The following is a 14,310-nucleotide window of genomic DNA, read 5'->3' as shown; positions in this document are numbered from 1 at the left end:
CGAAACCAACACAACCGAAGGCGCGCGGCGGCCCGCCCCCGCCCGCCCGCCCGCCGGCCCCACCGAGCGGGCAATATCCGTCACGCTCGCGCCTGGCCGGCGACCGGTTCCGCCCGTTCGCCGAACACGAGCGGCGTGTCCCGCCCGCTCGCCGCCCACCCGCCGCCCGACCCCGCAGCCCGAGGTCCGACGAACTCCAGCGGCGATCGCGCATCCTCGGCCGCCCCGGCCCGCCGAGCGGGCGATTTCTGGCACGCACGACGCCAGCAGGCGACCGGTTCCGCCCGTTCGCCGAACACGAGCGGCGTGTTCCGCCCGCTCGGCATCCGCCGGCCGCCCGCTCGGCATCCGCCACCCCACCCGCCTGGCCCCGGCCGCCACCCCAGCCCGCCCGGCCCCGGCGCCCCCGCGCCCCGCCCGACCACCTCCGCACACGACGACGACGCCCCGACCCACCGCAGCGGATCGGGGCGCCGGACGTCGGCACGCCGCGGGACTCAGCCCTTCACGGCCCCCGCCGTCATACCGCTCACGAGCCGCCGCTGCACGATGAGGAAGAACACCACGACGGGGATCGAGAACAGCACCGAGGCCGCCATGAGCCCGCCGAAGTCCGTTCCCTTGTTCGTCGAGAACCCGGCGAGCCACACCGGCAGCGTGTACATCCCCTGGTCCTTGAGCATCACGTACGCGGTCAGGTAGTCGTTCCACGCCGCGATGAACGCGAACACGCTCGTCGCGATGACCCCCGGCATCACGAGCGGGAACAGGACGCTCCACAGGATCCGGAAGGTCCCGGCGCCGTCGACCTTCGCCGCTTCCTCGATCTCGATCGGCACCGCGACGAAGAACCCGCGCATGACCCAGATCGAGAACGGCAGCACGCTCGCGACGTACGCCAGGATCAGGCCGATGTAGCTGTTGAGCAGCCCGAGCGTCTGGAACGACAGGAACAGCGGGATGAGGAGCGCCCCCGAGGGGATCATCTGCACGAACAGGATCGCCACGAGGATCGCTCGACGGCCACGGAACCGGAAGCGCGACAGCGCCGCCGACGCCAGGAACCCGACCACGATCGACAGCAGCACGGCGGCCACCACGACGATCGCGGAGTTCCGCAGGTACGTCAGGAAGCCGTCCTGCGTGAGCGCTCGCATGAAGTTCTCGAGCGTCGGGCGGAGCGGCAGCCAGATCGGCGTCAGCGTCGTGACCTCGTCCGAGGGCTTGAACGCCGTGTTCACCATCCAGTAGATCGGGAACACCCACACCAGGCAGAACACGACCGCGATCGTGTTCGCCAGGACGCGCGGCTTCCGCCTGCGCGCACGCACCGCGGACGCTGGTCGACCAGCCCTGGAGGCGCGTCCCCCGCCCGCCACGTCGGCCCGCCCTGACAGCGACGTGGCCCCGGAATCCCCGGTCGCCCCCGCAGCACCGGTCGGCCCGCTCGGTCCTGCTGCCCCGGTCACCCCGGGGGTCGTGGTCGTCGTCACAGGTCCTCCTCCCCGCTCCGGACGAGCCGGCGGATGTAGTAGCTGGTGAGCGCGCCGAGGATCACCGTCGAGATGACGGCGATCGCCGCGCCCTGCCCGTACGCGTTCGAGACGAAGGACTTCACGAACGTCCAGATGCCGAGCGTGAGCGTGGTGTCCTCCGGGCCGCCCTTGGTGAGCAGCCAGATCTGGTTGAACACGTTGAAGTCCCAGATCACCGAGAGGATCGTCACGAGCAGCAGCGTCGGCACGAGCGCCGGCAGCGTGATCGACCGGTACATGGCCCACGCCGATGCCCCGTCGAGCGACCCGGCTTCGTAGTACTCGGGCGCGATCTGCGACTGCGCGGCGTAGAGGGTCAGCGCGACGAACGGCACCGCCTGCCAGATCACGAGCGACAGGACGATGGTGAGCGCCTGTCCGGGGCTCGACGCCCAGTTGTCCTGCGTGTGGTCGCCGAACACGCCGAGCTGGGTGATGAGCCAGTTGAGCACGCCGTAGAACGGCTGGAACAGCCACTGCCACACCAGGCTCGACGCCACGTTCGGCATCGCCCACGCGAGCACGAGCACGACGCTCACGACCGTGCGCATCGCGACGCCGAGCCGCGTGAGCAGCTGCGACACCGCCATGCCGATGCCGATCGTCCCGACGACCATCGCCCCGGTGACGAGGATCGTCCGGAGGATGACCGGCCAGAAGCTCGCGTCGGTGAGGACGTTCGTGTAGTTCGTCAGCCCGGCGAACCCGGCCTGCCCGGTGAAGATCGCCCGCAGCCCGTAGTCCTGGAACGAGATCACGACCAGGCGGACCAGCGGGTACACGACGAGCGCGAGGAGCAGGATCGCCGCGGGCGCCAGCAGCACCAGCGGCGCCCTGGACGACGTGATCGGCCGACGACGCCGGGTGCCCGGCCCGGCCGAAGCCGGACCGGACACCCGCTCCGTGGTGGAGGTCATGGACTACTGCTGCGCGTTGAGCGCGGACGTGAGGTGCTTCGAGAAGCCCTCGGCCGCCTGCTCCGGCGTCTTCCGACCGGTGGCGACGTCGGCGAACATCGTCTGGAAGGTCGAGTCGCCCTCGATCGTCGCCCAGCCCGGCGTGGCCGGCGTCGGACGGCTCGTCGAGGCGGCGGCGAAGTACGGCTTGTGGAGTTCGTCCACGTCACCGGCGACGGCATCGAGCAGCTGCGTCGAGTTCGGTTCCCAGCCGTCCACCCCGAAGACCTGGTCCTGCTGGAACTTCTTCGAGGTCAGGATCTTCGTGTAGTACAGCGCGAGGTCCTGGTTCGCCGACTTCGACGGGATGCCGAGGTCCGAGCCGCCGAGGAACACGGGCTGGGTCTTGCCTTCCGTCTGGGACGGCATCGCGAACGTGCCGATCTGGTCCTTCAGCTCGGGCTTCGCCGTCGTGATCGACCCGATCTCCCACGCCGACCCGAGGATCGCCGAGGTGTTGCCCTGCGCGAAGATGTCGGACTCGGCCGGCTTGTCGGTGTTGATGTCCTGCGTGGACTTCGCGGAGTACGCGTTCTGGAAGTCCTTCCACGCGGTCAGCCCCTTGACGGCGTCAGCGGAGTCGATCGTGCCCTTCCACTTGCCGTCCTTCTCGGTCGCGATCTGGCCGGCGGCGTCCCACACCCACTGTAGCCCGCCGTACCAGTACTGCCCTGGCATGTAGAACGCGGAGAAGTCCGACTGCGGGTTCTTCGCCTTGACCTTGTCGAGGTCCGCGGTGAGCTCGTCGTACGTCGTCGGCACGCCGGTCACCCCGGCGTCGGCCCACACCTTCTTGTTGTAGATCACGGCGCGGTTGCCGGCGAAGAGCGGTGCCCCGTAGAGCTTGCCGTCGACCGTGGCCGGGCCTTCGAGACCGGAGAGCCACGTCTGCCCGCCCTGCAGTTCCTTCTTGTAGGGCGAGAGGTCCATCAGGCCACCGGTCGCCGCGTACACCGGCACCTGCGTGTTGCCGAGGTCGACCACGTCCGGGGCGTTCTTCTGCGCGAGCGCCGTCGTGAGCTTGGTGGTGATCCCGTCCCACTGCTGGAGCTGCAGCTTCACCTTGGCGCCGGTGGCCTTGGTGAACTGCTTCTCGGCGACGTCGAGGATCTTCGGGCTGAGGTCGCCGTTCATGATCCAGACGGTGAGTGTCTTGCCCTTGCCATCGGGGGTCCCGATGGACTTCGTGCCGCCGTCGGAAGCTCCGTTGCTTCCGGCGGAGCACCCGGTGAGGGCGAGCGCGCCTGCGAGGGCGAGCGCACCGAGTGCGGCGAAACGCGTGCGTGTCACGTTGACTCCCTTGGTCCGACCTTTATGAAAGGACGTTGCGTATTGGGCAAGTGAAGACCTTCGGGGTCGCGTTGTCAAGCATCGATCCGACCCTTGTGGACGGTTGTGATCCGCATGTTTCCGGGGGATCACGGATGTCGAACGGATCACCGCAGATGCTTGACGGAACTGGTCATGACCAGGCATGATCAGCACCCGCACCGACGGTGGACGGGAGGCACGGTGCCAGCCCGCACCGCGCCTCCCGTCCGCCATCGCTGACGTCTCAGACCGCAGCCAGCGCTGACGTCGGTGGGATGCGCGCAGCGCGCGCCGCCGGGTAGAGCCCGGACACCCCACCGATCACCACGGTCGCTCCGAGTCCGCCGGCCACCGCCCAGACCGGGATCGCGATCGGCCACCCCTGGGCCAGGGCGAACACGATCGTGACCCCGACGCCGATGACGACGCCGGCGACCCCACCGAGGAACGAGAGCAGCAGCGACTCGACCAGGAACTGGTCGCGGATGTTCCGCCGCCGGGCTCCGAGCGCGCGACGCACCCCGACCTCGGCGCGTCGCTCGAGCACCGTGATCACCATCGTGTTCGCGACCCCGATGCCGCCGACCAGCAGCGCGACCCCGCCGATCCCGACGAGCAACCCGGTGAACGAGTCGTCCGTCGCGTTCTTGGCGGCGAGCGCATCGGACGGACGGGTCACCCCGACGTCGCGCGCACGCCCCGGACTGATCGCGTTCGCGAGGACGTCCCGCGCACGTTCGACCCGCTCCGGGTCGACGCGGGCGTACACGACGGTCGGCGCCCCGTCGAACCCGAGGTCGGCCGCGAGGCCGCGGGGTACGAAGACCCGGCCGTCGAGGTCGTCCGCGAGCGCCACCGGCTCGAGGACCCCGACGACCTGCACCCACTGCCCGCCCATCCACACGCGTGAGTCGGCACGGACGTCCTCGATCCCGAGCGCCGCCGCGGCGTCCGCGCCGAGCACGACCTGCGGCGCCGCTCCGGGCGAGGAGTCGATCCACCGGCCGGAGGCGAGTGATCCGCCGAGCACCGACGGGACGTCGCCCCACGCCGCCATCACGCCGATGCCCTTCGTCTCCGGCGCGGGCACGAACTCGTTCCGGTACACGGCAGCGTCGGCCACCGTGCCCACGGCCGCTGCCCGCTGCACCTCGTCCTGCCGCACCGCGGACTCGAGCGCCGTGGACGGCAGCGGTCGCTGTTCGACGAACCCCTGGGCCGGCGTGACGGTGAGGACGTTCGTGCCGAGCGCGTCGAGCACCTGGTCGACCTTCGCCTTGCTCGAGGACGAGATCCCGACGACGGAGATCATCGCCGCGATGCCGATCGCGATGCCGAGCGCGGACAGGACGACCCGCGCGGGACGGGTGCGCAGACCGAACACCCCGAGCCGCAGCAGGTCCGTCGCGCCGACGCCGCGGTGGCCGCCGGCGGTCACCGCCCGCTCCGCTCGTCGCCCTCGACCAGTCCGTCCCGCATCCGGACGCGCCGCGGCAGGGACGCGGCGAGCGCCAGGTCGTGCGTGATGACGACCACGGTCGTGCCGCTGGCGTTCAGGTCGCGGAGGAGTGCGAGCACCGCTGCACCCGACGCGGAGTCGAGCGCGCCGGTCGGCTCGTCGGCGAGGAGGATGGTCGGGTCACCGACGATGGCCCGGGCGATCGCCACGCGCTGCTTCTCACCGCCGGAGAGCTGGTTCGGCCGGTGGTCCACGCGGCGGCCGAGGCCGACCCGGTCCAGCGCGGCCTCCGCCCGTCGGTGCCGTTCCCGCCGCCCGACGCCCGCGTACAGCAGGCCGTCGGCGACGTTCTCGGCCGCGGTGGCTCCGGGCTGCAGGTGGAAGTGCTGGAAGACGAACCCGATGTGGTCGGCGCGCAGCCGCGACAACCGGTCGTCGGACAGGCCGCCCACGTCGTTCCCGGCGACCGTCACGGTGCCGGACGTCGGGCGGTCGAGCGTGCCCGTGATGTTGAGCATGGTCGACTTGCCCGAGCCGGACGGCCCGACCACGGCCAGGAGCTCCCCGGCGCGGACCTCGAGCGACACCCCGCGGAGCGCACCGACCTCGCCGTACGTCTTCGTGACGTCCCGGAGGGACAGGACCGCGCCGCTCACCGGGGCACCACCACACGGTCGCCCTCGGCGACGCCGCCGGTGACCGCCACCCGACCGTCGGCCACGAGCCCCGTCTCGACCCGGACGCGCTTCGTCGTGCCGTCGCGGCGCACCACGTCGACGGCGTACCGGCCGCCGCTCCCCGCGACGAGTGCGGCGATCGGAACGGACAGGACGTCGCGCTCCGTGACACCGGTCGCGTCGATCTGCGCCGAGGCGGCCGCGGGCAGCTTCCGGTCCCCCGCTTCGAAGGAGACCTCGACGTCCACTTTCGAACCGGCGTCCTCGCCCGTGCTCGGCTGCACGCCCGTGACGGAGCCGGGCATCGGGGCACCGGCGCCGTTGATGCGGACCTGGACCTTCGTGCCGACCGCCAGCCGCTCGGCTTCGCGCTGCGACACCGTCGCGGTGACGATGCGCTTCGTGCTCGTCACCGTGACGACGTCCCCGCCGGACGGCTGCCCGAGCTTCCCGCCGACGGTCCCGACCCGGACGTCCCCGTCCACGAACGCGATGTCCCGCGCGGTGAGCACCCCCGTCCGCTCGTGGCCGCGGTCCCGTTGCCACTGCCGGACGGCCCGCTGCGTGCGCGGACCGAACGTGTCGTCGACCGAGACGTCGTACCCGAGCGCGGCCAGGTTCGCGTTCAGCTGGTGGACGTCGGTCCCCTTGCGACCGCGCTCGAGCGACCGCCAGACCGGCACGGTCCCGTGCATCGACCGCACCCCGCGCTCGTCGACGGCGTAGAGGAAGTCGTCCCGGTGGATCACCTGCCCGGGCTCCGGGAGCCAGGTGAGCGTGCCCTGGGCGGCTCCGGGGACACCGCGGGCGGCGCCGTAGCCGAGGGTCCCGGCGAACACCTTGGAGTCGGTCAGGTCCCCCCGGTCGACGGTCGCCGTCGCCGACTGCGCCCCCGCGGCACGGCCTCCGCCGCGCTCGCTGTCGCCGTCCGCGTGCCGACCGGCCGACGCCGACGCGCGCACTGACGGATCGACGACCGCCCAGGTACCGGCACCGATCGCGAGCGTCGCCACGATGGCCGCACCCGCGATCGTCGCTCGGTGCCGCTTGCGGGCGGTCACCGGGTCGCTCCGGTCGCGTCGTCACCGAACGCTTCGTCGCTGCACTCCTGCGCGGCGGTCTCGAACGCGTCCTGGTCCGCCGCCCGGTACTTCGACCGAGCGTCCATGTCGTCCGGGTAGTCGGAGAACCCGGCGTCCCGGATGCACTTCGCGACCTGCCCGGACTTCGCGTCGACGCCCGGGGCGGGCTTCGCCATGCCGCTCCCGCCGGCGCCGCCGTCGTCACCCAGGCACGCGTCCATGTCCTCCTGCCACTGCTCCTTGTCGACGCCGTCCGGGATCGACACCTTCATGCCGCCGTCGGACGTGGAGGGGTCGTCCATGTCGTAGCCCTTGTCCCGCATGCAGGATGCGGTGGTCGCACCAGCGCCGGCGCCGGCGGGCTTCGTCTCGTGGTCGTCAGGGGTGCCGCCGGAGCACGCGGTGAGCGCGCCCGGCAAGAGCAGGAGCGTCGCGAGGGCGACGAGCGTGCGGGTCCGGCGGGTGGTCGTCGTGGTCGTTGTGTGCGTCATGACCCCAGCACAGCGGACCGGCTGTTTCGGCCCCCGTCCACGTCGGGTTGCACGGACGAAACACCGACGCGGAGCCCGCCCCCGGATCGCGCGACGACCTCGAGCTGCCATCCGTGCGCCTGCACGATCGACGCGACGATCGAGAGCCCGAGGCCGCTGTGCCGGGTGCCGGACGGCACGGGAGCGCACCGTCGGAAGGGCTCGACGAGCATCGGCGCTTCCTCGGGCGGCACGACCGGACCGGAGTTCTCGACGACGAACCCGTCGGCACGCGTGCGGACCCGGACGAACCCACCCGGTTCGTTGTACTCGACGGCGTTGCCGACGAGGTTGACGAGGAGCTGCCGGACGAGCGTCGGTTCGCCGAGCAGGAGTCGGTCTGGAGGCACGACTCCCCCCTCGTGCACCAGCTGCACGCCCGCCTCGTGCGCGGTTCCCGCCGCGCCCGCCAGCACGTCGTCGGCGAGCGCCGCCAGGTCCACCGCGCTCCCGTCACCCACGAAGCCCCGATCGGCCTCGGCGAGGACGAGGAGCGACTCGACGAGGTGCTCGGTGCGCCGGTTCTGCTCGAGCAGTTCGTCCCGGGTGGTCCGGACGTCGTCGGGGTCGGCGCCGTCGTGCAGGCCGATCTGCACCGCTGCCCGCTGGACGGCGAGCGGGGTCCGGAGCTCGTGCGACGCCTGGGCGACGAACCGGCGTTGGCTCTCGAAAGCGGTCTGCAACCGGTCGAGCAGGTCGTCGATCGTCCGGGACAGCCGGCGGAGCTCGTCGTCCGGTCCGCCGAGGTCGATGCGCTCGTGCAGGTTCGACGCGGTGATCCGGTTCGCGGTCGCCGTGATCCGGTCGATCGGGCGGAGCATCCGACGGCTGAGGAGCCAGCCGACCCCGCCGGCGACCGCCCCCGCGCCGGCGACCCCGATCGCCGACCACTGCCACTGCTGCGTCGCGACGGCCCGCACCACCGCGACGCTGGCGCGCTCACCGCCGGCGCGTCCCGGCCCGGTCGCCGGTGCGGAGACGTCCCCGGCGGCGGCCTCGCTCGTCTGGACGGCCATCGCGAGTTCCGACCCGAGGCCCGCCTGGGACATCAGGTTCGAGAACACGACGACGCCGGATGCGAGCGCCATCGCCGCGAGGGCGAACACCACGGCCGTCCGGGCCCGGATGCTCCAGGTCCGACGTGCCCGGATCACAGCGCGTAGCCCTGACCCGGCACCGTCCGGATCGGATCGGGCTCGCCGAGCTTCCGGCGGAGCTTCGACATCGTCACCCGCACCGCCGCGGTGAACGGGTCGATGTTCATGTCCCAGACCTTCTCGAGGAGCTCTTCCGCCGGGACGATGCGCCCGTCCGCACGCAGCAGCGTCTCGAGCACGCCGAGCTCCTTCGACGTGAGGTCGAGCGGTCGGCCGTCCCTCGTGGCGATCCGCCGGTTCGTGTCCACGAGCAGGCCGCTGCGCTCGAGCACGGGTGCGACCGGAGCCACGCTGCGCCGCCCGAGAGCCCGGACCCGTGCGACGAGCTCGGGGTACTCGAACGGCTTCGCGAGGTAGTCGTCGGCCCCGAGCTCGAGCCCGTGCACCCGGTCGGACAGCGTCGTCGCGGCCGTGAGCATGATGATCCGGGTGAGGCTCCCGCGCCCCGCGAGACGCCGGGCCACCTCGTCGCCGTGGAGTCCGGGGACGTCCCGGTCGAGCACGACGACGTCGTAGTCGTTCACCGCCAGGAGTTCGTCCGCATGGTCGCCGCGGTACGCGACGTCCACGGCCATGTCCTGCCGGGTCAGGCCCTTCGCGACCAGGTCGGCGAGGGCGATCTCGTCGTCGACGACGAGGACGCGCACGCGCGGCCGTCGCTGTCTAGCCGACGGCCGGGTCGATGTGGACCTGGCCGGCGTGCTCGTCGATGCGGATCACGAACTCGACCCCGCCGGGGCCGGGTACGACGGCGAGGGGGATTGTGTGGATGCTGTGGTGCTCCATGCCACCAGCATTCCGCATCTGGTGTATCGCCGGTGTAACGATCAGGCGTCGAACGGCACCTCACCGCTGCGGCTGACACCCGCGCGCTGCCGGTACGCCAGGTGGCCGCCGAGGTACCCACCGACGCCGACGATCGTCAGCCCGGCAAACCCGAGCAGCTTCCCGGCGCCGTGGTTCCCGCGCTTCCGCTGCAGCCACGACAGTCCGTACAGCGAGATGCCCGCCCAGTTCACCGCCTGGTGCACCCAGCCCGTCCGGAGCTGCTCGCGGTCGAGCTCGGACCAGTCGACGTACCCGGCGACCGAGGCGCTGCTCGCGGACACGAGCCCGACGCCCACGAGGGTCTTCGCCGCTTTCGCGTTGCCCTTCCCGCCGAGCAGGTCGAGGACCGCCGCCGAGATCCACGCCCCGAGCGGAACCTGCACCATGAGCGGGTGCAGGGGGTGTCCGAACGGCACACCGTGCAGCAGCTGGCGGAGGGCCTTCGGCTTCGCGAGGGCGTTGACGACGGCGCGGTCGATGTCGACGGCCTTGTCGAGCACGCTGGCGTGCTCGACGGTCTCGGTGAGGCGACGGAACAGGCGGAGTTCAGGCATGCCCTGGACGCTAGCCCGGCGTGGCCGAGCCGGTCCCAGGCACCGGCACCGCGCCTCCCGTCCGCCGCCCCCCCCCCCCCTCGACGGGACCAGCGCTACTCCTCGACGATCTCCGCCAGCTCGAACGGCTCGACGACCAGCTCGTCGCCACCGGCGGCGACGTCGACCCGCACGGTGTCCCCGTCGCGGACCTCACCCGACAGGATCGCCCGGGCGAGCCGGTCGTCGATCTGCCGCTGCATGAGCCGCCGCAGCGGACGCGCCCCGTACACCGGGTCGTACCCGCGCTCGGCGAGCCAGGACCGGGCATCCGGCGTGACCGCGAGCTCGAGCCGGCGGTCCGTCAGTCGACGGGCGAGCCGGTCGACGTAGAGCGACACGATCTGGCCGAGGTCCTCCTCGGTGAGCGCCTGGAACACGACGATGTCGTCGAGGCGGTTGATGAACTCGGGCCGGAAGGCCTGCTGCACGAGCTCGCGCACCGCCTCCTCACGCTGGACGTCGGAGATCGACTGGTCCGTCATGAACTGCGAACCGAGGTTCGAGGTCAGGATGAGGATCGTGTTCCGGAAGTCGACCGTCCGACCCTGACCGTCGGTCAGGCGCCCGTCGTCGAGCACCTGCAGCAGGACGTCGAAGACCTCGGGGTGCGCCTTCTCGATCTCGTCGAGCAGCACCACGGAGTACGGGCGACGCCGGACGGTCTCGGTGAGCTGTCCACCGGCTTCGTACCCGATGTACCCCGGAGGCGCACCGATGAGCCGCGCGACCGAGTGCTTCTCGCCGTACTCGCTCATGTCGATGCGGACGAGGGCCTTCTCGTCGTCGAACAGGAACTCGGCGAGCGCCTTGGCCAGCTCGGTCTTGCCGACGCCGGTGGGGCCGAGGAACAGGAACGAGCCCGTCGGGCGGTCCGGGTCGGAGATGCCGGCGCGGGTGCGACGGACGGCTTCCGACACGGTCGACACCGCGGTGCGCTGCCCGATGATCCGTCGACCGAGCTCGTTCTCGAGGTGCAGGAGCTTCTCGGTCTCCCCCTGCAGCAGGCGGCCGAGCGGGATGCCCGTCCACTGCGCGATCACGGCGGCGATGTCCTCGTCGGTGACGCTGTCGTTCACCATCCGGTCCGCACTCTCCGCGCGCTCGGCGGCGGCGAGCTCGGCCTCGATCCGGGGCTTCTCGCTGTACTCGATCCGCGAGACGAGCTCGTAGTCCGCCTCACGCTGCGCACGCTGCGATCGCATGTTGAGGTCGTCGAGCTGCTGCTTCAGCTCACCGATGCGGTTGAGGCTCGACCGCTCGGCCTGCCAGCGCTGCTCGAGTTCGGCGAGCAGGGTCTCCCGGCTCGCCAGTTCCGCGCGCAGGGTCTCCAGCCGTGCCTTCGAGGCGTCGTCCTTCTCCTGCTTGAGCGCGAACTCCTCGACACGCAGCCGATCGACGGTGCGCTTCAGCTCGTCGATCTCGACGGGGCTGGAGTCGATCTCCATGCGGAGCCGCGACGCCGCCTCGTCGATGAGGTCGATCGCCTTGTCGGGCAGCTGTCGGCCGGAGATGTACCGGTTCGACAGGCTCGACGCAGCCACGAGAGCGGAGTCGTTGATCGTCACCTTGTGGTGCGCCTCGTAGCGCTCCTTGAGCCCGCGGAGGATCGCCACCGTGTCCTCGACACTCGGCTCCCCCACGAAGACCTGCTGGAAGCGACGCTCGAGCGCCGCGTCCTTCTCGATGTACTCGCGGTACTCGTCGAGCGTCGTCGCACCGATGAGCCGGAGTTCGCCGCGCGCGAGCATCGGCTTGAGCATGTTCGAGGCCGCGACGGAGCCCTCGCCCCCGCCTGCGCCCATCAGGGTGTGCAGCTCGTCGATGAACGTGATGACCTGCCCGTCGGAGTCGTTGATCTCCTTGAGCACGGCCTTGAGCCGCTCCTCGAACTCGCCGCGGTACTTCGCGCCGGCGATGAGGGCTGACATGTCGAGCGAGACGAGTCGCTTGTCCTTGAGCGAGTCGGCGACGTCGCCCGCGACGATGCGCTGGGCGAGGCCTTCGACGACGGCGGTCTTGCCGACGCCGGGTTCCCCGATGAGCACCGGGTTGTTCTTGGTGCGGCGGGTCAGCACCTGGCTGACGCGCCGGATCTCGGCATCGCGCCCGATGACCGGGTCGAGCTTGCCGCTGCGGGCGATCGCGGTGAGGTCGACGCCGTACTGCTCGAGGGCGGTCTTCTGTCGCTCTTGCGAGTCAGGTGCGCCCTGGAGGTTCGCCATGCGTTCCGTCCTTTCCTTGCGGTGGTCGTGTAGTTGAGTCTACTCCACTCAACTTGCGTCCGGCGCGGCGTATTCCGGTCGTGGGTTGCGGATCCCGACGGCGCTCACGACCGCGCCGGCGACGAGCAGGACGGCGATCGCGATCATCCCGCGGTGCAGCCCGGCGACGCTCACCCCACCGCCGAGCACGACCCCGGCGAGCGCCACCATGACGAGTCCCGCGATCCGGGCGATCGCGTTGTTCACCGCGGAGCCCGCTCCCGCTTCGGACTGCGGGACCGACCCCAGGACCGCGCTCGTCAGGGGCGTCACCATCAGGGCGATCCCGGCGCCGATGAGCACGAGCCCGGGGAGCACCGACCACCAGTACCCGACCGGCTCGTCCCCGGCCAACAGGAGCAGGAGCGCCCCGATCGCCGCGACCGTCGGGCCGGCGGCCATGAACCACCGTGGACCGTAGCGGCCGGCGAACGCGCCGACCGTGGTCGAGAGGAGCAGGAGCATCACGGTCGGAGGCAGCGTCGCGAGGCCGGCGAGCCAGGCCGGGAAGTGCCAGACCTCCTGCAGGAACAGCGTCACCACGAAGAACACCATCCCGAGGGCGCCGTAGATCGACAGCGTCGCGAGGTTCCCGACCGTGAAGTTCCGCGCGCGGAAGAGCTCGAGCGGCACGAGCGGCGAACCGTGGGCCCGCGTCACGCGCAGCTCCCACGGGACGAACGCCACGAGTGCGATCCCGCCGACGACCAACGCGGCGACCACGACCGGGGCGTTCCACCCGAGCCGCTCCTGCTCGATGAGTCCGAGCACCACGCCGCCGACCCCCAGGACGGCCAGCACGGCGCCGACGACGTCGACCCGGGCGTGCGGGCCGACCCGGACCTCGGCGGAGATACGACGCACGAGGGGGATCGTCACCGCGATCGGCACCGCCGTCAGCACGAAGATCCACCGCCACCCGATGCCGTCCACGATGAGGCCGCCGACCACGGGGCCGAGGATCGTCGCCGCGCTCGACCACGCCGTCCACGTCCCGATCGCCTTCGTCTGCGCCGCTCCCCGGAACGCCGCGACGATGAGGGCGAGTGCGCTCGGCGTCACGAGCGCCCCGCCGACACCCTGCAGCGCCCGGGCGACGATGAGGACCTCGCCGGACGGTGCGATCGCGCACCCGACCGAGGCGATCCCGAAGACGACGAGCCCCCACGTGATGATCCGGACCCGGCCGAACAGGTCGGACAGCGACCCGGCGACGAGGATGAGCGAGCCGAGCGTCACCAGGTAGGCGTCGACCGTCCACTGCTGCACGACGAGTCCACCGCCGAGTTCGTCCCGGATGGCGGGGAGCGCCACGTTCACGACGCTCGAGTCGAGTCCGACGACGAACGACGACAGGATCGCCACGACCAGCACGACCCGGCGGTCGTCGCGGAGTGGGGCGGTGGCCGCTGCCGGGGCTGCGGGTGGCGGGGTCGTCATGTGCTCATCCTGCGGCATCGGGCGACGGCCAGCGTGTCCCTCGTCCTCCCCCTCTGCCCGCGGATGCACGGGCACGACGAAGCCCCCGCGACCAAGTGGTCGCCCGGACCGCCCCGCCTGCCGACCTCGGACAGGACGAAGCCCCCGCGACCGGAAGTGGTCGCGGGGGCTGCCGACAGGACGGGGCTGGGGTCCTAGTTGCGGGAGTCCGAGTTCGGCTGGACCGAGGGGCCAGGGTTGACGACCGGCTGGGGCGTCGGCTCGGCCGCCGTGTTCTGCACCGTGGTGTTCTGCGCGCCCGGTTCGCCGGCGGTCTTCTTGTCGTCGTTGCCCATCTCCTTCTTGAAGATGTTGATCGACTGGCCGAGGCCCTTGGCGAGCGCGGGAAGCTTGGTCGCGCCGAACAGCAGGATGACGATCCCGAGGATGATCAGCAGGTGAACGCCGCCGAGGTTTCCGAGCATCATGACTCCTTGAT

The 14,310-nt window shown here is 71.3% G+C and carries 14 protein-coding genes; all 14 read right to left on the bottom strand.

Annotated features, from left to right (window positions below):
• Positions 1 to 497: 497 nt before the first annotated feature.
• Entirely contained in the window at positions 498 to 1,331 is an 834-nt protein-coding gene (locus FS825_RS01040; RefSeq protein ID WP_260980954.1) for a carbohydrate ABC transporter permease, read from the bottom strand.
• Positions 1,332 to 1,489: 158 nt separating this feature from the next.
• Positions 1,490 to 2,452 carry a carbohydrate ABC transporter permease gene (locus FS825_RS01035; RefSeq protein WP_144710031.1) on the bottom strand — a complete coding sequence of 321 codons (963 nt, stop codon included), beginning with the start codon at positions 2,450 to 2,452 and terminating at the stop codon, positions 1,490 to 1,492.
• 3 nt (positions 2,453 to 2,455) lie between these two features.
• On the bottom strand, positions 2,456 to 3,781 hold the full coding sequence (locus FS825_RS01030; RefSeq protein ID WP_222126868.1) for a sugar ABC transporter substrate-binding protein: 1,326 nt from the start codon (positions 3,779 to 3,781) through the stop codon (positions 2,456 to 2,458).
• A gap of 265 nt (positions 3,782 to 4,046) precedes the next feature.
• The gene (locus tag FS825_RS01025) at positions 4,047 to 5,240 is read right to left on the bottom strand and encodes an ABC transporter permease (RefSeq protein ID WP_144710027.1); all 1,194 of its coding nucleotides are present in this window, start codon (positions 5,238 to 5,240) and stop codon (positions 4,047 to 4,049) included.
• The gene (locus FS825_RS01020) at positions 5,237 to 5,917 is read right to left on the bottom strand and encodes an ABC transporter ATP-binding protein (protein ID WP_144710025.1); all 681 of its coding nucleotides are present in this window, start codon (positions 5,915 to 5,917) and stop codon (positions 5,237 to 5,239) included. The genes FS825_RS01025 and FS825_RS01020 overlap by 4 nt, the downstream gene beginning before the upstream one ends.
• Complete coding sequence (locus FS825_RS01015) at positions 5,914 to 6,999, bottom strand: peptidoglycan-binding protein (protein ID WP_144710023.1); 1,086 nt, start codon at positions 6,997 to 6,999, stop codon at positions 5,914 to 5,916. The genes FS825_RS01020 and FS825_RS01015 overlap by 4 nt, the downstream gene beginning before the upstream one ends.
• Positions 6,996 to 7,511, bottom strand: a complete 516-nt coding sequence (locus FS825_RS01010) for a hypothetical protein (RefSeq protein ID WP_144710021.1) — start codon at positions 7,509 to 7,511, stop codon at positions 6,996 to 6,998. Before FS825_RS01010 ends, FS825_RS01015 begins: the two co-directional genes overlap by 4 nt.
• On the bottom strand, positions 7,508 to 8,704 hold the full coding sequence (locus tag FS825_RS01005; RefSeq protein ID WP_144710019.1) for a sensor histidine kinase: 1,197 nt from the start codon (positions 8,702 to 8,704) through the stop codon (positions 7,508 to 7,510). Before FS825_RS01005 ends, FS825_RS01010 begins: the two co-directional genes overlap by 4 nt.
• Entirely contained in the window at positions 8,701 to 9,354 is a 654-nt protein-coding gene (locus tag FS825_RS01000; protein WP_144710017.1) for a response regulator transcription factor, read from the bottom strand. The genes FS825_RS01005 and FS825_RS01000 overlap by 4 nt, the downstream gene beginning before the upstream one ends.
• A 16-nt stretch (positions 9,355 to 9,370) precedes the next feature.
• A complete protein-coding gene (locus FS825_RS18885; RefSeq protein ID WP_260980953.1) occupies positions 9,371 to 9,493 on the bottom strand; it encodes a hypothetical protein in 123 nt (40 codons plus the stop codon).
• 41 nt (positions 9,494 to 9,534) lie between these two features.
• A complete protein-coding gene (locus FS825_RS00995; RefSeq protein WP_144710015.1) occupies positions 9,535 to 10,089 on the bottom strand; it encodes a DUF2231 domain-containing protein in 555 nt (184 codons plus the stop codon).
• Positions 10,090 to 10,184: 95 nt separating this feature from the next.
• Positions 10,185 to 12,353, bottom strand: a complete 2,169-nt coding sequence (locus FS825_RS00990) for an ATP-dependent Clp protease ATP-binding subunit (RefSeq protein ID WP_144710013.1) — start codon at positions 12,351 to 12,353, stop codon at positions 10,185 to 10,187.
• A gap of 48 nt (positions 12,354 to 12,401) precedes the next feature.
• On the bottom strand, positions 12,402 to 13,832 hold the full coding sequence (locus FS825_RS00985; RefSeq protein ID WP_144710011.1) for an MFS transporter: 1,431 nt from the start codon (positions 13,830 to 13,832) through the stop codon (positions 12,402 to 12,404).
• Between the two features lie 194 nt (positions 13,833 to 14,026).
• Positions 14,027 to 14,299, bottom strand: coding sequence for a twin-arginine translocase TatA/TatE family subunit (gene tatA, locus FS825_RS00980; protein WP_395885255.1), 273 nt, complete (start codon positions 14,297 to 14,299; stop codon positions 14,027 to 14,029).
• Positions 14,300 to 14,310 lie beyond the last annotated feature (11 nt).

This window comes from Curtobacterium pusillum (assembly GCF_007680845.1).
In the GTDB taxonomy this organism is placed as follows: Bacteria; Actinomycetota; Actinomycetes; order Actinomycetales; family Microbacteriaceae; genus Curtobacterium; species Curtobacterium pusillum_B.
The sequence above is the reverse complement of the archived record's forward strand: the minus strand, read 5'-3'. Positions and strand labels throughout refer to the sequence as shown.